Raw genomic sequence first — 20,095 nt, forward strand, 5'->3', positions numbered from 1 at the left:
TGAACCCCTCCCGACCCCGTCGCGGCGCGGCCTCAGAGCCGTCTTAGCCGTGGTGAGGGGCCCTGTCGCGGGTTTGTTCTCGCGTTCACAAACTCCTAGAGTGAACGCGTCGTCGACGAACCCGGGCCGCTCGGCCCCCGTCCCCGGCAGCTACTTGCCCCCGTGGCATGGAGAGAAGACGCTCGTGACCGCACGGACTCCCAGCGAGGCCGCCCGGGACATCCCCGAGGCCACCGTCGCGCGGCTACCCGTCTACCTCAGAGCCCTGACGGGGCTCTCCGAGGCGGGCACCTCGACCTGCTCGAGCGAGGACCTCGCGGCCGCCGCCGGCGTGAACAGCGCCAAGCTCCGCAAGGACCTCTCCTACCTCGGCAGCTACGGCACCCGCGGGGTCGGGTACGACGTCGACTACCTGCGCTACCAGATCGCCCGCGAGATCGGCGTGACCCAGGACTGGCCGGTCGTCATCGTCGGCATCGGCAACCTCGGCCACGCGCTCGCGAACTACTCGGGCTTCCGCAGCCGGGGGTTCCGCACCGTCGCGCTGCTCGACGCCGACGCCTCGCGCACCGGCGAGGTGGTCGCGGGCATCGACGTACGCCCCTTCGACGACCTCGAGCGGATCGTGCGCGAGCACGGCGTCGCGATCGGCGTGATCGCCACGCCGTCCCTGGCCGCGCAGGACGTCGCCGAGCGGATGGTCGCGGCCGGCATCACCAGCATCCTCAACTTCGCCGCCACCGTGCTCTCGGTGCCGGCCGGGGTCGACGTCCGCAAGGTCGACCTCTCCATCGAGCTGCAGATCCTCGCCTACCACGAGCAGCGCAAGCACGGCGACCAGACGACCCGGGAGGTGACGGCATGAGCGTGCTCGTCGTGGGCATCTCCCACAACTCCGCCCCGGTCTCGCTGCTCGAGCGGGTCGCGCTCGACGGCGACGGGGTGAGCAAGCTGATCGAGGACGTCGCGGCCTGCCCGCACGTCGTCGAGGCCACCGTCATCTCCACCTGCAACCGGTTGGAGATCTACACCGACGTCGACCGCTTCCACGGCTCGGTCGAGGAGCTCTCCCGGATGCTCGTGGACCGCGCGGAGCGCGCCACCGAGCAGATGCTCCCGCACCTCTACGTCCACTACGACGACGGCGCGGTCTCCCACCTCTTCCAGGTGGCGGCCGGGCTCGACTCGATGGCGGTCGGCGAGGGCCAGATCCTCGGCCAGACCCGTGAGGCGCTCCGGGTCGGCCAGGAGCTCGGCACCGTCGGGCCCGCCCTGAACGTGCTCTTCCAGCAGGCGCTCCGCGTCGGCAAGCGCTCCCGCGCCGAGACCGACATCGACCGCGCCGCACCCTCCCTGGTCACCGCCGCCCTCGAGCGCGCCGAGCGGCACGTCGGCGAGGTCGCCGGCAAGCGGGTCCTGGTCGTCGGCGCCGGCGCGATGGCCGGCCTGGCCACCGCGACCGTCGCCCGCCTCGGTGCCGCCGAGGTCGTGGTCGCCAACCGCAGCCGCGAGCGCGCCGACCGGCTCGCCCGCGAGTACGCCGCCCGCCCGGTGCCGCTCTCCGACCTGCAGGCCGAGCTCGGCCGCGCCGACCTCGTGATCAGCTGCACCGGGTCCACCGGCGTGCTGGTCACCCGCGAGATGGTGCAGGACGCCCGGGGCGACGGCCGGCCGCTGGCCGTCATCGACCTCGCCCTGCCGCACGACGTCGAGCCCGCCGTGGGCGACCTGCCGGGCGTGTTCCTGGTGGGTCTCGCGGCGCTGGCCGAGGAGCTGCACGCCGACTCCGACGGCGCCGTCGGCGACGAGGTCGCCCAGGTCCGCCGGATCGTCGGCCAGGAGGTCAGCGCGTTCCTCAACGCCCGCCGCCAGGCCAGCGTGACGCCGACCGTGGTGGCGCTGCGCTCGATGGCCACCTCCGTCGTCGACGCCGAGATGGAGCGGCTCGACCACCGGCTGCCCGGGCTCGACGACGCCGCGCGCGCCGAGGTCCTGCACACCGTGCGCCGGGTGGCCGACAAGCTGCTCCACGAGCCGACGGTGCGCGTCAAGGAGCTCGCCAACGAGACCGGTGCGATCTCCTACGCCGCCGCGCTCGCCGAGCTGTTCGCGCTCGACCCCGAGGCCGTGGACGCCGTGACCCGGGCGGAGGGGCTCGAGTGAGCGCCGCCGTCCGCGGGCCGGTGCGGGTCGGCACCCGCGCCTCGCTGCTCGCCACCACCCAGTCCGGCACCGTCGCGGCCATGATCCGCGAGCGCCTCGGCCGCGACGCCGTCCTGGTCGAGATCGCGACCGACGGCGACCGCACCCAGGCCTCCGGCGTCCCGCTGGCGACGTACGGCGGCACCGGGGTCTTCGTCGGCGCGCTGCGCGACGCCCTGCTGCGCGGCGACGTCGACGTCGCGGTGCACTCCCTCAAGGACCTCCCCACCTACCCCGCCCCCGGGATCCGCCTCGTGGCGGTGCCCGGACGCGAGGACCCGCGCGACGTGGTCGTCGCCCGCGACGGCCTCACCCTCGGCGAGCTGCCGGTCGGCTCCCGGGTCGGCACCGGCTCGCCGCGGCGGGCCGCACAGCTGCACGCCCTCGGCCTCGGTTTGGACGTGGTCGGCGTCCGTGGCAACGTCGACACCCGGATCGGCAAGGTCCGCTCGGGCGAGTACGACGCCGTCGTACTGGCTCGTGCCGGGTTGGCCCGGCTCGACCGGCTGGAGGAGGCGACCGAGGTGCTCGACCCGATCCAGGTCCTCCCCGCTCCCGGCCAGGGCGCCCTGGGCGTGGAGTGCCGCGAGGACGACGAGCTCGTCACCGCGCTGGCCACGCTCGACGACCCGCGGGCCCGTGCCGCGGTCGAGGCCGAGCGCGCCGTGCTCGCCACCCTCGAGGGCGGCTGCTCCGCCCCGATCGGCGCCCTCGCGGAGGTCGTCGAGGGCGAGGACGGCGACGAGCTCTGGGTGCGAGCCGTGGCGCTCTCACTCGACGGGGCCCTCTCGGTGCGGAAGTCCGCATCCGGGGACCCCGCCGACGCCGCCGGCGTCGGCACCCGGCTGGCCGGCGAGATGCTCGCCGACGGCGCCGGACAACTGGACTCCCAGCAGCACGACGATTCAGAACAGGTGCGCAACGCATGACCCGAGGCAAGATCACCACCGCCACCCCGAACCACGGGTGGGTGTCCTTCGTGGGCAGCGGACCCGGCGACCCGGACCTGCTCACGGTCCGCGCCGTCGAGCTGCTCGAGCAGGCGGACGTCGTCGTCACCGAGGCACCGGAGCACGGCGCGCTCGTGCGCACGGTGCTCGGGCTGCCCGACCCCGCCGACCTCCCCGAGGACGCCCCCGTGCCCGGCCCCGAGCTCGTGGACGGCGGGTTCGGCGAGGACGGCCAGCCGCTGACCCACGCGGCCCGCGCGAAGGTCGTCGTCAAGCAGGCGAAGCGCGGGCTGCGCGTCGTCCGGCTGATGACCGGCGACCCGTTCCTCTACGCGTCCGGTCCCGAGGAGGCCCAGGCCTGCGTCAAGGCCGACATCGGCTTCGAGATCGTCCCCGGCGTCTCCTCGGTCAGCGCGGTCCCGGCGTACGCCGGCATCCCGCTCACCACCAAGGACCACCGCGAGGTCGCCGTCGTGACCTGCGGCGAGAAGGTCGACTGGAGCCAGTACGCCGACGACCGCACCCTGGTGCTGCTCTCGGCCGTCGGCCAGATCGCCGACGTCGCGCAGGCGCTCGTCGCCGCCGGCCGCTCGGCCCAGACCCCCGTCGCGATGACGCGGGTCGGCACGACCACGATGCAGAGCACGGTCACCTCCACCCTCGAGCACATCGCCGCCGACGCGCGCGCCGCGCGGATGACGCCCCCGGCGGTCACCGTCGTGGGCAAGGTCGTCGACCTGCGCGAGACGCTCTCCTGGTTCGAGACCAAGCCGCTGTTCGGCTGGCGGGTCCTGGTGCCCCGCACCAAGGACCAGGCCGGCCCGGTCGTCACCCGGCTGCGCGGCTACGGCGCCGTGCCCGAGGAGGTGCCGACCATCTCCGTCGAGCCGCCCCGCAACCCCCAGCAGATGGACAAGGCCGTCCGCGGCCTCGTCGAGGGCCGCTACGAGTGGATCGCCTTCACCTCGGTGAACGCCGTCCGCGCCGTGCGCGAGAAGTTCGAGGAGTACGGCCTCGACGCGCGGGCGTTCTCCGGGCTCAAGATCGCCGCGGTGGGCGACAAGACCGCCCAGGCCATCGCCGCCTGGGGCCTGCGCGCGGACCTGGTGCCCTCGGGCGAGCAGTCCGCCGCCGGGCTCCTGGAGGACTGGCCGGAGTACGACGAGGTGCTCGACCCGATCAACCGGGTCTTCCTCCCGCGCGCCGACATCGCCACCGAGAACCTGGTCGCCGGCCTGGTCGACCTCGGCTGGGAGTGCGACGACGTCACGGCGTACCGCACCGTGCGCGCCACCCCGCCGCCCGCGCCCACCCGCGACGCGATCAAGTCGGGCAAGTTCGACGCGGTCGTGTTCACCTCGTCCTCGACGGTGCGCAACCTGGTCGGCATCGCCGGCAAGCCGCACCCGTCGACGGTGATCGCCGTGATCGGCCCCGCGACCGCGAAGACCGCCGAGGAGCACGGCCTGCGGGTCGACGTCCTGGCCCCCGCGCCGGACGTCGAGCAGCTCGTCGACGCCCTGGCGGACTTCGGCGCCAGCCGCCGCGCCGCGATGGTCGAGGCCGGCACGCCGGTCACCCGCCCGTCGGAGCGCAAGCCCTCCACCAGGTCGAGGAAGGTCCGAGCCGAGTGAGGAGCGCGCGCAGCGCGCTCCGAACGAAGGCGAGGAGGTCGAGTAGCGCCCGAGGAACGAGGGCGCGTATCGAGACCTGGGTGAAGGCAGAAGCGTAGGGAAGAGCCGAGGTTTCGGTCCGGGGTAGAAGCGGGCGAGGTCTCGAGGGTCTCGACGAGTCGGGGGGTCTCGATACGCTCGCTAGCGCTCGCTACTCGACCAACGAGGGGGGCCGCTCGACCACCGAGAGCACTCGACCAACGAGGGCACGAGGAGAGGCAGGACGACGTGGAGACCAACCCCGAGGTGACCGGCCCGACGATCCGGCCGCGGCGGCTGCGCACGACGCCGGCGCTGCGCCGGATGGTGGCGGAGACGTCGGTCGAGGCGCGCCAGCTGGTGCTGCCGCTGTTCGTCCGCGAGGACATCAGCGAGCCGGTCGCGATCTCCTCGATGCCCGGCGTCCTCCAGCACACCCGCTCCAGCCTGCGGGCCGCGGTCACCGAGGCCGCCGAGCTCGGCCTGGGCGGCGTGATGCTCTTCGGCGTCCCGGCCACCAAGGACGCCGAGGGCTCCGGGGCGATCGACCCGCAGGGCATCCTCAACCTCGCGATCACCGACGTGGTCGCCGAGGTCGGCGACGCGCTGACGGTGATGAGCGACCTGTGCCTCGACGAGTTCACCGACCACGGGCACTGCGGCGTGCTGACCCCCGACGGGCAGGTCGACAACGACCGCACGCTCGCGGCGTACGCCGCGATGGCGCGCGCCCAGGCCCACGCCGGTGTCGACATGGTCGGCCCCAGCGGGATGATGGACGGCCAGGTCGCCGTGGTCCGCGCGGCGCTGGACGCGGCCGAGTACCAGGACGTCTCGGTGCTGGCGTACTCCGCGAAGTACGCCTCCGCCTTCTTCGGCCCGTTCCGCGAGGCGGTCGGCTCCTCGCTCCAGGGGGACCGCCGCACCTACCAGCAGGACGCGGCCAACGCCCGCGAGGGCGTCCGCGAGGCGCTCCTCGACGTCGCGGAGGGCGCCGACCTGGTGATGGTCAAGCCGGCGATGGCCTACCTCGACGTCGTCCGCCGGGTCCGCGACGCGGTCGACGTCCCGGTCGCGGCGTACCAGGTCTCCGGCGAGTACGCGATGCTCGAGGCCGCCGCCGCGAACGGCTGGATCGACCGCGAGCCGGCGATCCTGGAGTCGCTCACCTCGATCCGGCGCGCCGGCGCCGACGTGGTGCTGACCTACTGGGCCACCGAGGTGGCCCGGCTGCTCGCCCGCTGACTCAGGGGTTCATGTACTTGTCGACGCAGGCGTTCAGCGCCGACGCGCCGATCAGGTTGGTGATCAGCTTGACGACCACGTCGAGCGCGCCGCTGAGGTCGAGCTTGAGGCCGTAGTCGAGCGCGCACTGGGTGACGGCCTGGGCGTAGGTGAGGGTCTGCTCGACCGGCTCGGGCAGCGGCGGCAGCTTCACGTCGGGCAGCTTCGGCGGCTTGGTGCCGCCGTTGCCGCCCTCACCACCCGGCGTGCCGGGCGTGCCCGGCGCGGGCGGCTGCGTGGCTCCCGGCTGGGTCGGGGTGGTCGGCTCCTGGGGCGAGGACGGGGTGGACGGCGTCGGCGCGATGGTGCCCTGGTTGCCGGTGCCCTGCGGGGGCTTGGTGCTCGACGGCGGCGGAGTGTAGCCGGGGTCGGGGACGATGTAGCCGGCGGCGGTGGTGCCGTTGGGCACCGAGGTGTACTCGCCGTCGAGGTAGGCGTTCATGATCGAGAGCACCAGGTCGACGTAGGACTGGCTGTGGTTGTAGCGGTAGACCGCGGCGCGCTGGCCGGCGACGGTCGAGAGGTCGTCGTCGCCGGAGCAGAGGTAGACCGCCGAGGCGAGCGCCGCGTCGTCGATGTCCTGGGGGTTGCGGGCGTCGTCGCCGTCGGCGTCCACGCCGACGACCGACCAGGTCGAGGGGATGAACTGCATCGGGCCGACCGCGCGGTCCCACTTCACGTCGTTGTCGAACTGGCCGGCGTCGGTGTCGCGGATGGCCTGGGTGTTGCGGCTGCCGTCGAGGGCGATGCCGTAGATCCCGGGGGTCGCGACGCCCTGGTCGTCGAGGGTGTTGCCGGCGTAGCGGCCGTGGTCGGACTCGACGCGGCCGACGGCGGCGACGAGCTGCCAGGAGACGTTGCAGGACTTGTCGGCCGCGTTGATGACGGTCTCGGCGCGCTGGTAGGCCGCGAGCGCGGCCGAGGGGATGGCGGCGGTGGAGGCCGTGGACACCGCCTGGGCCGCGCCGCCGGACCCGATGCCGGGGGCGACGCCGTCGGGCGAGGACACGCTGGCCGGGGCGTCGATCGCCTCGGTCGGGACCGTGGTCCCGTCGGGCAGGCTGGTCACCGAGGACGGCGCGTTGCTGCCGGTGGCGGTCGCCGAGCCGGCGCCCACGCCGGCCAGGTTGGCGGTCCAGGCAGCGGACAGCAGGGCGAGGGGCACCAGGGCCGTCGCGCGCTGTGCGCGTCCGAGTCGCTTGGACATTCGGTTCTCTCCCGGCTTCGCAACGAATACGTCCGTGCCCTCCCGCGGCACGTGTGACGTTCTTAACGAATCGTGTCACGGCGAGGTTACGCAGGAAAACGATTCGGCCGATCGGACCGGCTCCCGAGATGCTCCGGGTGATCGACGTCACCCATGGTGCCCCATGACACCTGGGGCGAAACAGGGGGATCCGACGTGGGCCGGGCCACTCCCGGAGGGGAGAGGCGTCGCCCTGGGCTGCAGCGGGTTGGGGGGCTGGGCGAGAATGAGGCGATGCCTGACGCGAGCCCCCGTCCCACGCCTGCCTCGCAGGACCTGTTCGCACGCGCCCGAGCGGTCACCCCGGGCGGTGTGAACTCACCCGTGCGCGCCTTCAACGCGGTCGGCGGCACGCCGCGCTTCATCCGCTCGGCGGCGGGGGCGTGGCTCACCGACGTCGACGGCCACGAGTACGTCGACCTCATCTGCTCGTGGGGCCCGATGCTGCTCGGTCACGCGCACCCCGAGGTCCAGGCGGCCGTGCAGGCCGCGGTCGCCCGCGGCACGTCGTACGGCACCCCGACCGTGCCCGAGGTCGAGCTGGCCGAGGAGATCGTGGCGCGGACCTCGGTCGAGCGGGTGCGGTTCGTCTCCTCCGGCACCGAGGCGACGATGTCGGCGATCCGGCTCGCCCGCGGCTTCACCGGCCGCGACGTGGTCGTGAAGTTCGCCGGTTGCTACCACGGCCACGTCGACGCGCTGCTGGCCTCGGCCGGCTCCGGGCTCGCGACGTTCGCGGTGCCCGGCACGCCCGGCGTCCCCGTCTCGTCGACCGAGCTCACGCTGGTGCTGCCCTACAACGACCGGGCGGCCGTCGAGAAGGTGTTCGCCGAGCACGGCGACCGGATCGCCTGCCTGATCACCGAGGCCGCCCCCGGCAACATGGGTGTGGTGCCGCCGGAGCCCGGGTTCAACGGCTTCCTCGCCGAGACCTGCGCCCGGCACGGCGCGCTGTTCGTCAGCGACGAGGTGATGACCGGCTTCCGCGCCTCGAAGCAGGGCCAGTGGGGCCTCGACGGCGCCGTCGAGGGCTGGCGGCCCGACCTGGTCACCTTCGGCAAGGTGATGGGCGGCGGCTTCCCGGCTGCCGCGTTCGGCGGGCGCGCCGACGTGATGGCGCACCTCTCCCCGGAGGGGCCGGTCTACCAGGCCGGCACGCTCTCGGGGAACCCGGTTGCGACCACCGCCGGCCTCGCCACGCTGCGCCTGGCCACCGACGAGGTGTACGAGCACATCGGCGGCGCCGCCGAGACGATCAAGGCCGCTGCCGCCGAGGCGCTCACCGCCGCCGGCGTCCCGCACGTGGTGCAGTCCACGGGCACGATGTTCTCGGTGTTCCTCACCGAGGGGCCGGTCCGCGACTTCGAGGACGCCTCGCGCACGAGCAGCCCGGCGTACGCCGCGTTCTTCCACGCCATGCTCGACGCGGGGGTCTACCTGCCGCCGTCGGCGTACGAGGCGTGGTTCCTCTCCAGCGCCCACGACGACCGCGCGGTCTCGACCGTGCTGGACGCCCTGCCCACCGCCGCGCTGGCCGCGGCGGCCGTCCTGGACAGCCCCGAGGAGCCGCGATGAGCGCCACCCCCGACACGATCGTCCACCTGCTGCGCCACGGGGAGGTGTACAACCCCGGCGGCGTGCTCTACGGCCGCCGGGACGGCTTCCACCTCTCCAAGCTGGGCAACCAGATGGCCGAGCGGGTCGCTGCGACGATCGGGGACCGCGACATCACCCACATCGTCTCCTCGCCGCTCGAGCGCGCGCAGGAGACCGGCCGGCCGCTGGCCGCGCGGCGCGGGCTCGAGATCGTCACCGACGAGCGGGTCATCGAGTCGACCACGGTCTTCGAGGGGATGAGCTTCGGCGAGGGCGCGATGACGCTGGTCAAGCGGCCCCGGCTGTGGTGGCACCTGCGCAACCCGCTCGGCCCGTCGTGGGGCGAGCCGTACAAGCAGATCGTGGCCCGGATGATGGCCGCCGTGGAGGACGCCCGCGCCGCCGCCGTCGGCCACGAGGCGGTGGTGGTCTCCCACCAGCTGCCGATCTGGACGACCCGGCTGCACGTCGAGGGCCGCTCGTTCCTGCACGACCCCCGCAGCCGCCAGTGCACCCTGTGCTCGCTGACCTCCCTGCACTTCGTCGGCGACCGGCTGGCCCAGGTGTCCTACTCCGAGCCGGCGGGCGACCTGATCCCCGCGGGCGACAAGCGTGCGCCGTTCTCGGCCGGCGGGGCTCCCGAGGAGGAGCGTCCCTGAGATGACCCGCCTCCGCGCCGTCGCCGGCGCCCTGCTCACCGGTGCCCTGCTCACGGCCACCGCGGCCTGCTCCTCCCTGGAGGGCACGGGCGACGGCGGCTACATCGAGGGCGACGGGCGGGTCACCCAGATCGACCCCGGCGACCGGGCCGACCCGATCGAGCTGACGGGGGAGACCCTGGACGGCGAGCCGGTCGACCTCGCGGACCTGCGCGGCGAGGTCGTCGTGATGAACACCTGGGGCGCCTGGTGCGGGGCCTGCCACGGCGAGATGCCCGACCTGGTCGGGGCGGCCGAGGAGCTCGGCGACCGGGCGAGGTTCCTCGGCATCAACACCCGCGACCCCAGCCGGGAGGCGGCGCGGTCCTTCGAGCGGCGCTACGACGTGGAGTACCCGTCGGTGGACGCTTCGTCGGACCCCGCCGTGCTGCTCGCCTTCACCGGCGTCTTCAGCCCCAAGGCGACCCCCACCACCGTCGTGCTCGACCAGGACGGCCGGGTGGCGGCCGTGGTGAACGGGCCGGTCCCCTCGACGCTCACGCTGGTCCAGGTGGTCGAGGACGTCCTCGCCGAGGACGCGTGAGCGATGGGTGACTGGTTCGGCCAGACGGCCGGCTCGGGCTCGCTGGTGCTCGCGATCCCCGTGGCCCTGCTCGCGGGCCTCGTCTCGTTCTTCTCGCCGTGCGTGATCCCGCTGCTCCCGGCGTACTTCTCCTACGCCACCGGCCTCTCCGGCGCCGACCTGGCCACCGGCGAGGTCAAGCGCGGCCGGATGGTCGCCGGCTCGGTGCTGTTCGTCCTCGGCTTCGGCGTGGTGTTCGTGCTGCTGGGCGTCGCGAGCGGGTCGCTGGCCACCTGGCTGGTGGTCAACACCCAGACCCTGAACGTCGTGCTCGGCGTCCTGGCGATCGTCATGGGCCTGGTCTTCATCGGCCTGGTCCCGCTGCTCCAGCGCGACCTGCGCTTCCACCGGGTCCCGGCGGTCGGGCTCGCGGCGGCCCCGGTGCTCGGGTTCCTGTTCGGGCTCGGCTGGCAGCCGTGCATCGGCCCCACGCTGGGGGTGATCACCACGCTGGCGTACGCCGAGGGCACCGCCGCGCGGGGCGGGCTGCTGATGGCCTTCTACGCCCTCGGGCTGGGCCTGCCCTTCATCCTGGCTGGGCTCTTCTGGCAGCGGGCCCTCGGCGCGCTCGGGTTCGTCCGCCGCCACCAGCAGTGGGTCACCCGCGCCGGCGGCCTGATGCTGGTGATCGTCGGCGTGCTGCTGGTCACCGGCTGGTGGGACCATGCCGTCACCTGGCTGCAGCTGCACCTGGTCAGCGACTTCGAGGTGGGCGTGTGAGCACCGATCTGTCCCCGCAGGAGCCCCAGCAGGAGCCCCAGCAGGAGTCCCGGCAGGAGTCCCGGCAGGGGGGCGAGCTCACGGTCGGCGAGCTGCTGCGCTGGACCTGGCGCCAGCTGACCTCGATGCGCACCGCGCTGATCCTGCTGCTCGTGCTGGCGCTCGCCGCCGTGCCCGGGTCGGTGATCCCGCAGCAGGGGGTCGACGCGCTGAAGACCACCCAGTGGCAGGAGCGGCACCCCGACCTGACGCCGGTCTACGAGCGGCTCGGCCTCTTCGACGTCTACGACACCCCGTGGTTCGCCGCGATCTACGTGCTGCTGATGATCTCCCTCATCGGCTGCATCATCCCGCGGACCCTGGTCTACCTCCGCGCCATCAAGGCCCCGCCGCCCCGGGCCCCCCGCAACCTGACCCGGCTCCCGGACCACGCGTCGTACCGCACCGACGAGGACGCCGACGCCGTCCTGGCGCGCGCCCGCGAGGTGCTGCGCGGTCGGCGCTACCGGGTGCGCCCGCCCGACGACGGCGACGCGGCGGTCAGCAGCGAGCGCGGCTACCTGCGCGAGGTCGGCAACCTGGTCTTCCACCTCTCGGTGATCGTGGTGCTGGTCGGCTTCGCCGTCGGCGGCCTGTTCGGCTACAAGGGCGGCGTCATCCTGCCCGTCGGCACGCCGTTCTCGAACACCCTGACCCAGTACGACGACTTCGTCCCCGGCGACCTGTTCACCGGCGAGGACATGGAGCCGTTCTGCTTCACCGTCGACGACTTCGACGTCGAGTGGCTCAAGGACGGGCCGCGCGCCGGGATGTCCCAGGGCTTCAGCGCCGACACCCGCTACCAGGAGGACTGCACCGGCGCCGACGCGACCGAGGAGCAGCGCTACGACCTGCGGGTCAACCACCCGCTGGCCATCGGCGACACCGAGGTGTTCCTCATCGGCCACGGCTACGCGCCGGTGATCACCGTCCGCGACGGCGAGGGCGAGGTCGCCTACACCGGCCCGACGGTGTTCCTGCCGCAGGACCAGACCCTGTTCTCCTTCGGCGTGGTCAAGGCGACCGGCGCGCGCCCGGTGCAGGTCGGGCTCGAGGGCGTCTTCTACCCGACGTTCGTCAACGTCGAGGGCGACCCCGCCAACCTGATGGGCGAGCTGAACAACCCGCTGCTCTCGCTGCTGGTGTACGCCGGCGACCTCGGCCTCGACGGCGGCGCCCAGTCGGTCTACGTCCTGGACAAGGACAACGCCGAGCAGGTGATGACCTCCGACGGGAAGCCGCTGCGCCTGGACCTCCAGGAGGGCGAGACGGCCGAGCTGCCCGACGGGCTCGGGAGCGTCACCTTCGAGGGCGTCGAGGAGTGGAACCGGCTGCAGATCAGCCGCACGCCCGGGAAGCTGGTCGCGCTGGCCGGCGTCGTGCTCGCGCTCATCGGGCTGCTCGGCTCGCTGTTCATCCGGCCGCGACGGGTCTGGGTTCGTGCCCGGCGGGTCGACGGGGGGACACTGGTGGAGGTGGCCGCGCTGGACCGCTCCGGCGGCGGCGACGTCACCACCGAGATCGACGAGGTGGTCGCCGCGCTGCGCGGTGACACCTCGAGCAGCACACGAGACGAGGAGAGCACGTGAGCGACGCGTCGTGGGAGACCCTGAGCAACCAGGCCGTGGCGGTCTGCGGGGTCGTCTACTTCCTGGCCCTGCTCAGCCACCTGGTGGAGTGGTCCGCGCTCCGCAAGCTGCCGGTCTCGGTCGGCTCGATCACCGCCCCGGCGCGCTCCGGAGCCGGTGGCGCCGGCGGCGTCGCGGTGGCCGAGCGCGGGCCCGACGCCGAGGGCGACATCGACGAGGACGCCGAGCGGCGTACGAACCTCTTCGGCCGGCTGGGCCTGCTGCTGACGATCATCGCCGTCGCGGTGCACCTGGTCGCGCTGGTCGGTCGCGGGATGGCCGCCGACCCGAACCGGGTGCCCTGGGGCAACATGTACGAGTTCACGCTCTCCGGGACGTTCTTCCTCGCGGCGTTCTACCTCGCGCTGTACCGCCGGTTCTCGCTGGCCTGGATGGCCCCGATCGTCACCGGCCTGGTCCTGGTGCTGCTGATGGTCGACGTGATCTGGCTGCACGAGGAGGTCGCGCCCCTCACCGAGGCGCTGAACTCGCCCTGGCTGGTCATCCACGTCGTCTCCGCCGTCATCGCGACCGGCGCGTTCACCCTCGGCGGCATCGGCTCGGTGCTCTACCTGCTCAAGGAGCGCGCCGAGCGCCGCGGCACCTCCGGCGGCTACCTGGCCCGCGTCCCCGCACCGGCCGTCCTCGACCGGGTCTCCTACCGGATGCACGCCTTCGCGTTCCCGGTGTGGACCTTCGCGGTCCTCATCACCGGCCCGATCTGGGCGCACCAGGCGTGGGCGTCGTACTGGAACTGGGACCCCAAGGAGGTCTGGGCGTTCATCACCTGGGTCGTGTACGCCGGCTACCTGCACGCCCGCGCGACCGCGGGCTGGAAGGGCCGCAACGCCGCGATCCTGGCGCTCGTCGGTCTCGCCACCTTGTGGTTCAACTTCGTCGGGATCAACTTCTTCTCCTCGACCAGCCAGCACTCGTACGCCGAGGGCGCGGGCGTGACGCACGTGGAGTCGACCCGGCTCTGAGGAGCTAGCCGCGCGGCGTCCTGGGGCCTCCGGGGGCCGCGCCCGGGCCCGCTCCACGGCGGGGCCGACCCCGGCGTCGAGGGCGTCGGGGTCCGGGAGGTCCGCCGCGGCGACCAGGACCACGCCGTACGTCACCTCGGCCGGCCTAGGAGGTCTCGGGGTCCTCGGGGTGGCGGCGCTTGCGCTCGAGGTCGCGCAGGAACTCCTCGTCGTCGTCGGGGGCGACGATCCGGGGCTGGGGTCGCGGCGCCTGTCGTCGCGGCGCCGGCAGGACCCCGCGGCGCTGGATCGCGCGCACCAGGAGGTACGTCACGAGCGCGAAGAGCGCCATCACCAGCAGGAACTTCAGCACCCTCCCAATGTAGGGGCACGCTGGTGACGACCTACCCTGGACGGGTGAAGGAGTTCTGGATCTACACCCTCTTGCGCCTCGCGCTGTTCGCCGGCGCGTTCGCGATCGTGTTCTCGGCCTGGCTGCTGATCGCCGGCGAGGCGAACATCCTGATCTGCGTGATCGTGGCGTTCCTGGTCAGCGGCGTCGGCTCCTACTTCCTGCTCGAGCGGCCGCGGCGCGCGTTCGCCGTGCGGGTCGAGGAGCGGGCGGCGCGGGCCTCCGCCCGCTTCGAGGAGAAGCGGGCCAGGGAGGACGTGGACTGACCCGCCCCCGGTCGGTCGAGGGTCAGCCGCAGACGACCAGCGCGCCCGCGACCAGGGCGGCCCAGGCCAGCTCGGCGGTGCCGGTGTGCTGCAGCACCGGGATCAGCCCGGGGCCGGTCGCGCCGCCCAGCACCGTGCGCAGGCCCGGCGCGGCGAGCACGAGGAAGAGCAGCCCGACCAGCACGCACCAGGTCGTCACCGCCGCGACGCCCACGACGGCCACCGCGGCGGTCGCGACCAGCGCGGCGTACAGCAGCCGGGTGGAGCGGTCGCCCAGCACGACCGCGAGGGTGCGCTTGCCGACCGCGGTGTCGGTGGGGATGTCGCGCAGGTTGTTGACCACGAGGATCGCGCAGGCGAGCGCGCCGACGCCGATCGCCGCCCACAGCGCGGCGGGCTCCCAGGTCTGGGTCTGCACGTACGTCGTGCCGAGGACCGCGACCAGCCCGAAGAAGACGAACACCATGACCTCGCCGAGGCCGAGGTAGCCGTAGGGGCGCGAGCCGCCGGTGTAGTACCAGGCCGCCAGTACCGAGACCGCCCCGACGGCGAGCAGCCACCACGCCGTGGTGGCGGCCAGGACCAGCCCGGCGACCGCCGCGACGCCGAAGGCGAGGAACGCGGCGCGCTTCACCGCGCCCGGCGTGGCCGCACCGGAGCCGACCAGCCGCATCGGGCCCACCCGCGCGTCGTCGGTGCCGCGGACGCCGTCGGAGTAGTCGTTGGCGTAGTTCACCCCGACCTGCAGGGCCAGGCTGACGACGAGCGCGAGCAGCGCCCGCCACCACACGTCCGAGGCGTCGTCCCAGGCCCCGGCGTACGCCGCGACGCCGGTGCCGGCGAGGACCGGCGAGACCGCCGCGGGGAGGGTGCGGGGTCGGGCGCCGGCGACCCAGTCGCGTGCAGCTGTCACCCGCGGATCCTCTCAGGCCGGTCAGGGGACCCGGGTGACGCCTCCCGGTGCGACCCCGCCCGGCTCGGCGGGCTGGGTGACGATGGGCGGCCCGACCGGGGCGACCTGGTCCGCGGGGTCCTCGCCCGCGGCGGCGTCCGCGAGGACGTCAGCCGGCACGTGGCGCTCCAGGAACCGTCGCGCCATCGCGGTCGCGGGGTGCAGCCCGGCCGCGGCGACGGTGATGATGCCGGCGATGACCAGCCAGCCGGCCGAGCCCCAGCTCATCGCCAGGAACGTGTACACCGCGGGGGCCCAGACCCGGCCCAGGGTGCTGCTCAGCTCCGCGGCGCCCTGGTACTCGCCGCGCCGCCGCGGGTCCATCAGCTCGGCCTCGAAGGTCCAGCTGGCGGCGGAGAGGAAGAGCTCGGCGCCGGTCAGGGTGACGTGGCCGAGGAAGAACAGCGCGATCGTCAGCCAGCCGACCGCCTCGTGGGTGGAGAGCGTGACGACGCAGGAGACGATGAAGAAGACCGTGGAGACGCGGATCGCGCGCAGGGCGGTGCTCCGGTCCTTGACGCCCCGGGCGGCGAGCATCGGCAGGAAGATGCACATGACGGTGTTGGTGCCGAAGAGCAGCGCCAGCACCGACCACGGGGAGTCGGTCTTCTCCACCAGCCACAGCGGGATGACCACGTTGAGGATCACCTGGTTGGTCCAGAGCACGCCGGCGAAGAACATCGACAGCAGCCAGCCGGCGTTGCGCATCGGCCCGGGGCCGGGGACCTTGACCGCGCGCTCCTCGGCGGTCCGGAGGTCGTGCGGGGCCTTCGGCAGGCGGGTGATGAAGAGGGCGTTGACGAGGAAGGCCGCGGCGGTGAACAGCGGCACCACCTGGATCAGCGTCAGGGACTCGAACGCCAGCGCGATGCCGCCGACGAGCGAGCCGAGGGTGAAGCCGACGTTGAGCGCGGAGTACATGTAGGCCCGGGAGGTCACCCGCTCCCGGGGCGGCAGCACGTCGATCGTGTAGGCGCCGTGCGCGGTGCCGCCCAGCGCACCGAGGACCTCCATCACCACGGCCATCGCGACGTACCCGGCGAAGCTCTCGATGAACGGCCAGACCGCGAACATCGAGGCCTGTCCCACCGCGCTGATCGCCCACGCCCGCTTCGGGCCGATCCGGTCCACCAGCCGGCCCAGGGGGTAGGCCGTGATGAACGCCGCGACGCCGGCGAGGGTGAGTCCGAGGCCGACCTGGGCCGCGCTCAGGCCGACGACCTGGGTGAAGAAGACCGCCGATCCGGCCATGAACGTGCCCTCGCCGAGGGCGAAGAGCATCGACTGTGCGGAGAGGCGGCCGGCGAGGGGGGAGGGGGGCTTCGCGCGGGCGAGGAGGGACGGCACCGCGGCATCCCATCACGGCCGGTTAGGTTCTGGCACATGGGAATCCCTGCTGGTGCGACGGTCACCGCGCTGGCCCGCTGGCTGGCCGCGGACGGCGAGCCGGAGCCGTGGGTGGTGGAGACGTCCGGGTCGACCGGCCGGCCCAAGCGGGTGCTGCTGCCGCGGCACGCCGTCCTGGCGTCGGTGACCGCGTCCGCGCGCCGGCTGGGGACCTCCGGGCAGTGGCTGCTGGCGCTGCCCGCGACGTACGTCGCCGGCCTGCAGGTGGTCTGCCGCTCGCTGGTCGCCGGGCACCCACCGGTGCTGCTGGAGGACCACGGGTCCTTCGCCGAGGCGGCCGCGGCGATGACGGCGGAGGAGCGGTTCGTCTCGCTGGTGCCGACCCAGCTGCACCGGCTGCTCGAGACCGACGGCGAGGCGCTCCGGGGCTTCCGCGCGGTGCTGCTCGGCGGCGGGCCGGTCGACCCCGCGCTGCGGCGGCGGGCCGCGGAGGCGGGGGTGCGCGTCGTCGCGACGTACGGCTCCGCCGAGACCGCGGGCGGCTGCGTGTACGACGGCCTGCCGCTGGACGGCGTCGCGGTCGCGCTGGAGCGCGACGGGCGGGTGCGGATCGGCGGGCCGACCCTCTTCGCGGGGTACGACGGCGACCCGGCGCTGACGGCCGAGGTGCTGACCGACGGGTGGTTCCGCACCTCCGACGCCGGCCGGTTCGACGAGGACGGGCGGCTGCAGGTGCTCGGCCGGCTCGACGACGTGGTGGTCAGCGGCGGCGTGAACGTGCCCGCGCCCGCGGTCGCCGCCCGGGTGCGCGAGCACCCCGGTGTCGCGGCGGCCGAGGTGCTCGGCGTCCCCGACGAGGAGTGGGGCAACCGGCTGGTGGTCTTCGCGGTCGCCGCCGCGGGCGCCGACCTCGACCTGGAGACGCTCCGGGAGTGGGTGGCGCAGGCGCACCCGCGATCGTGGGCGCCGCGCCAGCTGGTGCTGCTCGACGACGTCCCGCTGCTGCCGAACGGCAAGCCGGACCGGGTGCGGCTGCGGGGGATGGCATGAGGGTCTTCTCGGTGCCGATGCGCACGCGCTTCCGCGGCATCACCGTCCGCGAGGGGGTGCTGCTCCGCGGGGACGCCGGCTGGGGCGAGTGGAGCCCGTTCCTCGAGTACGACCCGCAGGTGGCCGAGCCGTGGCTGCGCTGCGCGGAGGAGGCGGCGGCGGGGGACTGGCCGGCGCCGGTCCGCAGCCAGGTGCCGGTCAACGTGACGGTCCCCGCGGTCGGGCCCGAGGCGGCGCACGCGGTCGTGCGCCGCGGCGGGTGCGGCACCGCCAAGGTCAAGGTCGCCGAGCCCGGCCAGACGCTCGCCGACGACGAGGCCCGTGTCGAGGCCGTGCGCGACGCGCTCGGCCCGACCGGGCGGGTGCGGGTGGACGCGAACGGCGCCTGGGACGTCGACACCGCGGTCCGGGCGGTCGCCGCGCTGGACCGCGCCGCGGGCGGCCTGGAGTACGTCGAGCAGCCGTGCGCGAGCGTCGAGGAGCTGGCCGCCGTACGCCGCCGGGTCGGCGTGCCGGTGGCGGCGGACGAGTCGATCCGCCGCGCCGCCGACCCCTACCGGGTCCGCGACCTCGAGGCCGCGGACATCGCGGTGCTCAAGGTGCAGCCGCTGGGCGGCGTGCGCGCCTGCCTGCGGATCGCCGAGGACATCGGGCTGCCGGTGGTGGTGTCGTCCGCGCTCGAGACCAGCGTCGGGATCGCCGCCGGCATCGCGCTGGCCGCGGCGCTGCCCGAGCTGCCGCACGCGTGCGGGCTGGCCACGGTGCAGCTGCTCACCGACGACGTGGCGGTCCGGCCGCTGCTGCCGGTCGAGGGCTCGCTGCCGGTCGGGGCGGCGCGGGTCGACCCCGAGGCGCTCGATCGGCTGGCCGCGCCCGCCGACCGGGTCGCGCACTGGGAGTCCCGGCTCGCCGCCGTCCGCGCCGTCCGGCAGGATCGTCGTCCGTGACCGAGCCTTCCCCCAGCGCCTCGCCCAGCACCGCGCTGGCGCGCAGCGTCGTCCGGGCGCTGCTCGACGGGGGGGTGAGCGAGGTCGTGGTCTCCCCGGGGTCGCGCAACGCCCCGCTGTCCTTCGCCGTCCACGACGCCGAGGCGGCCGGGCTGGTGCGGCTGCACACCCGGGTCGACGAGCGGTCCGCGGGGTTCCTCGCGCTCGGGCTGAGCAAGGTCGGGGCGCGCGCCGCGGTCGTGTGCACCTCGGGCACCGCGGTCGCCAACCTGCACCCGGCGGTGCTCGAGGCCGCCCATGCCGGCGTCCCGCTCGTCGTGGTCACCGCCGACCGCCCGACGCGGCTGCACGGCACCAGCGCCAACCAGACGACCGAGCAGGTGGGCGTCTTCGGGCCGCTCGTCGCCACCTTGGACCTGGACGCGCCCGGGCCGGTGCCGCTCGCCGACGAGGGCCCCACGCACCTCAACGTCCGGCTCGACGACCCGCTCGTCCCGACCGACCGGTGGCTGCCGTGAGTGCGCCGGCGCTCCCGGTGATCCCGCTCGGGCCGCGCACCGTGGTGGTGGCCGGGGACGACGCCGGGCCGCCGCCGCGGGTGCTCGCGCAGGACGCCGACTGGCCGCTGCTCGCCGAGCCGACCAGCGGGTCGCGCACCGGCACCCACGCGCTGCGCTGCTACCGGCTGCTCCTCGACGGCGAGCTCGGCGCGCAGGTCGAGCGGGTCGTCGTCTTCGGCCGGCCGACGCTGTCCCGGCCGGTCAGCCGGCTGCTGGCCCGTCCGGACGTCGAGGTGCTCGCCGCCCCCGGCCGCGGGGTCTGGGCCGACCGGCCGTTCCCCGTCGACGGCGCGGTCGACGCCCACACCCGACCCGAGGGGGCCGACGACCCCGCGTGGCTGGCCGCGTGGCAGGACGCCGACCGGTCGGTGTCGCGACAGCTCGACGCGCTCCTGGCGGCCGAGCGGGGCCTCACGCCGTACGAGGTCGCCGGGGCGGTGGGCCGCGCCGTACCGTCCGGCGGGCTGCTGTTCGTCGGCGCCTCCAGCCCGATCCGCGACCTGGACCTGATGCTGCGCGGGTACGCCGTCGGCGACCGCCGCAAGCTGGTCGCCAACCGCGGGCTGTCCGGCATCGACGGCGTCGTGTCCAGCGCGATCGGCGCCGCGCTGGGCCGCCCGCGCTCGACCCGCAGCATCGCGCTGATGGGCGACGTGACGTTCCTGCACGACAGCAACGGCCTGGTGCTCGGGCCCGACGAGCCGCGCCCCAACCTCACGATCGTGGTGGTCAACGACGACGGCGGCTCGATCTTCTCGATGCTCGAGCAGGGCGCCGAGGAGCACGCCGGGTCCTTCGAGCGACTCTTCGGCACCCCGCACGGCGTCGACCTCGCCGCCCTCTGCGCCGCCACCCGCACCCCGCACTGGCGCGTCGACTCCCTCCCCGAGCTCGAGCACGCCCTCGCCTCCCCGCACGGCGGGATCGAGGTCGTCGAGGCCGTCGTCCGCCGCCACGACCGCCGAGACCTCGACGCCCGGATCCGCGCCCTGCGCCCCTGA

20 protein-coding genes are annotated in these 20,095 nt (G+C 74.1%); 16 read left to right on the plus strand and 4 right to left on the minus strand.

Annotated features, from left to right (window positions below; genetic code table 11):
* Positions 1–184: 184 nt before the first annotated feature.
* The 5 genes from H4O22_RS02905 (at position 185) to hemB (ending at position 6,049) form a co-directional block, all read left to right on the plus strand.
* On the plus strand, positions 185–865 hold the full coding sequence (locus tag H4O22_RS02905) for a redox-sensing transcriptional repressor Rex (RefSeq protein WP_182525591.1): 681 nt from the start codon (positions 185–187) through the stop codon (positions 863–865).
* Positions 862–2,163 carry a glutamyl-tRNA reductase gene (locus tag H4O22_RS02910; protein ID WP_182525592.1) on the plus strand — a complete coding sequence of 434 codons (1,302 nt, stop codon included), beginning with the start codon at positions 862–864 and terminating at the stop codon, positions 2,161–2,163. The genes H4O22_RS02905 and H4O22_RS02910 overlap by 4 nt, the downstream gene beginning before the upstream one ends.
* Positions 2,160–3,131, plus strand: coding sequence for a hydroxymethylbilane synthase (hemC, locus tag H4O22_RS02915; protein ID WP_280530177.1), 972 nt, complete (start codon positions 2,160–2,162; stop codon positions 3,129–3,131). The genes H4O22_RS02910 and hemC overlap by 4 nt, the downstream gene beginning before the upstream one ends.
* Positions 3,128–4,786, plus strand: coding sequence for a bifunctional uroporphyrinogen-III C-methyltransferase/uroporphyrinogen-III synthase (locus tag H4O22_RS02920; protein ID WP_182525593.1), 1,659 nt, complete (start codon positions 3,128–3,130; stop codon positions 4,784–4,786). The genes hemC and H4O22_RS02920 overlap by 4 nt, the downstream gene beginning before the upstream one ends.
* Before the next feature lie 267 nt (positions 4,787–5,053).
* Positions 5,054–6,049, plus strand: coding sequence for a porphobilinogen synthase (gene hemB, locus H4O22_RS02925; protein ID WP_280530178.1), 996 nt, complete (start codon positions 5,054–5,056; stop codon positions 6,047–6,049).
* Position 6,050: 1 nt separating this feature from the next.
* On the opposite strand, the gene H4O22_RS02930 is transcribed toward hemB, so the two are convergent.
* Entirely contained in the window at positions 6,051–7,295 is a 1,245-nt protein-coding gene (locus H4O22_RS02930; protein ID WP_182525594.1) for a lytic transglycosylase domain-containing protein, read from the minus strand.
* Positions 7,296–7,568: 273 nt separating this feature from the next.
* Here H4O22_RS02930 and hemL point away from each other — a divergent pair, with 273 nt between their 5' ends.
* Genes hemL through ccsB form a run of 6 tightly spaced genes read left to right on the plus strand, consistent with a single transcriptional unit; the run spans position 7,569 to position 13,581 of the window.
* Positions 7,569–8,909, plus strand: coding sequence for a glutamate-1-semialdehyde 2,1-aminomutase (hemL, locus tag H4O22_RS02935; RefSeq protein WP_182525595.1), 1,341 nt, complete (start codon positions 7,569–7,571; stop codon positions 8,907–8,909).
* Positions 8,906–9,589, plus strand: coding sequence for a histidine phosphatase family protein (locus H4O22_RS02940; protein ID WP_182525596.1), 684 nt, complete (start codon positions 8,906–8,908; stop codon positions 9,587–9,589). The genes hemL and H4O22_RS02940 overlap by 4 nt, the downstream gene beginning before the upstream one ends.
* 1 nt (position 9,590) lies before the next feature.
* Positions 9,591–10,172, plus strand: coding sequence for a TlpA family protein disulfide reductase (locus H4O22_RS02945; RefSeq protein ID WP_182525597.1), 582 nt, complete (start codon positions 9,591–9,593; stop codon positions 10,170–10,172).
* 3 nt (positions 10,173–10,175) lie between these two features.
* Positions 10,176–10,931, plus strand: coding sequence for a cytochrome c biogenesis CcdA family protein (locus H4O22_RS02950; protein WP_182525598.1), 756 nt, complete (start codon positions 10,176–10,178; stop codon positions 10,929–10,931).
* Positions 10,928–12,559: a cytochrome c biogenesis protein ResB gene (resB, locus tag H4O22_RS02955; protein WP_244963085.1), complete on the plus strand. Its 1,632-nt coding sequence runs from the start codon at positions 10,928–10,930 to the stop codon at positions 12,557–12,559. The genes H4O22_RS02950 and resB overlap by 4 nt, the downstream gene beginning before the upstream one ends.
* Positions 12,556–13,581, plus strand: a complete 1,026-nt coding sequence (gene ccsB / locus H4O22_RS02960) for a c-type cytochrome biogenesis protein CcsB (protein WP_182525599.1) — start codon at positions 12,556–12,558, stop codon at positions 13,579–13,581. The genes resB and ccsB overlap by 4 nt, the downstream gene beginning before the upstream one ends.
* Positions 13,582–13,726: 145 nt before the next feature.
* Here the strand turns inward: ccsB and H4O22_RS02965 are convergent, their stop codons facing one another.
* Positions 13,727–13,933 (minus strand): hypothetical protein, encoded by a 207-nt coding sequence (locus H4O22_RS02965; RefSeq protein ID WP_220451269.1) that lies wholly within the window; start codon positions 13,931–13,933, stop codon positions 13,727–13,729.
* Positions 13,934–13,977: 44 nt separating this feature from the next.
* Between H4O22_RS02965 and H4O22_RS02970 the strand changes: the two genes are divergently transcribed.
* Positions 13,978–14,238, plus strand: coding sequence for a DUF4229 domain-containing protein (locus tag H4O22_RS02970; protein ID WP_182525600.1), 261 nt, complete (start codon positions 13,978–13,980; stop codon positions 14,236–14,238).
* A 22-nt stretch (positions 14,239–14,260) separates the two neighbouring features.
* Here H4O22_RS02970 and H4O22_RS02975 read toward each other — a convergent pair whose 3' ends face one another.
* Together H4O22_RS02975 and H4O22_RS02980 are read right to left on the minus strand one after the other, a co-directional pair.
* Entirely contained in the window at positions 14,261–15,151 is an 891-nt protein-coding gene (locus tag H4O22_RS02975; protein WP_182525601.1) for a 1,4-dihydroxy-2-naphthoate polyprenyltransferase, read from the minus strand.
* Between the two features lie 21 nt (positions 15,152–15,172).
* Entirely contained in the window at positions 15,173–16,537 is a 1,365-nt protein-coding gene (locus H4O22_RS02980; RefSeq protein WP_244963086.1) for an MFS transporter, read from the minus strand.
* A 36-nt stretch (positions 16,538–16,573) separates the two neighbouring features.
* On the opposite strand from H4O22_RS02980, the gene H4O22_RS02985 reads away from it, so the two are divergent.
* Genes H4O22_RS02985 through H4O22_RS02995 form a run of 4 tightly spaced genes read left to right on the plus strand, consistent with a single transcriptional unit; the run spans position 16,574 to position 20,095 of the window.
* Entirely contained in the window at positions 16,574–17,587 is a 1,014-nt protein-coding gene (locus H4O22_RS02985) for an AMP-binding protein (protein ID WP_182525602.1), read from the plus strand.
* Positions 17,584–18,534, plus strand: a complete 951-nt coding sequence (locus H4O22_RS02990; RefSeq protein ID WP_182525603.1) for an o-succinylbenzoate synthase — start codon at positions 17,584–17,586, stop codon at positions 18,532–18,534. Before H4O22_RS02985 ends, H4O22_RS02990 begins: the two co-directional genes overlap by 4 nt.
* Entirely contained in the window at positions 18,531–19,052 is a 522-nt protein-coding gene (locus H4O22_RS20490; RefSeq protein ID WP_244963087.1) for a thiamine pyrophosphate-binding protein, read from the plus strand. Before H4O22_RS02990 ends, H4O22_RS20490 begins: the two co-directional genes overlap by 4 nt.
* A complete protein-coding gene (locus H4O22_RS02995) occupies positions 19,049–20,095 on the plus strand; it encodes a thiamine pyrophosphate-dependent enzyme (protein WP_244963088.1) in 1,047 nt (348 codons plus the stop codon). Before H4O22_RS20490 ends, H4O22_RS02995 begins: the two co-directional genes overlap by 4 nt.

This window comes from Nocardioides dongkuii (assembly GCF_014127485.1).
Lineage (GTDB): Bacteria > Actinomycetota > Actinomycetes > Propionibacteriales > Nocardioidaceae > Nocardioides > Nocardioides dongkuii.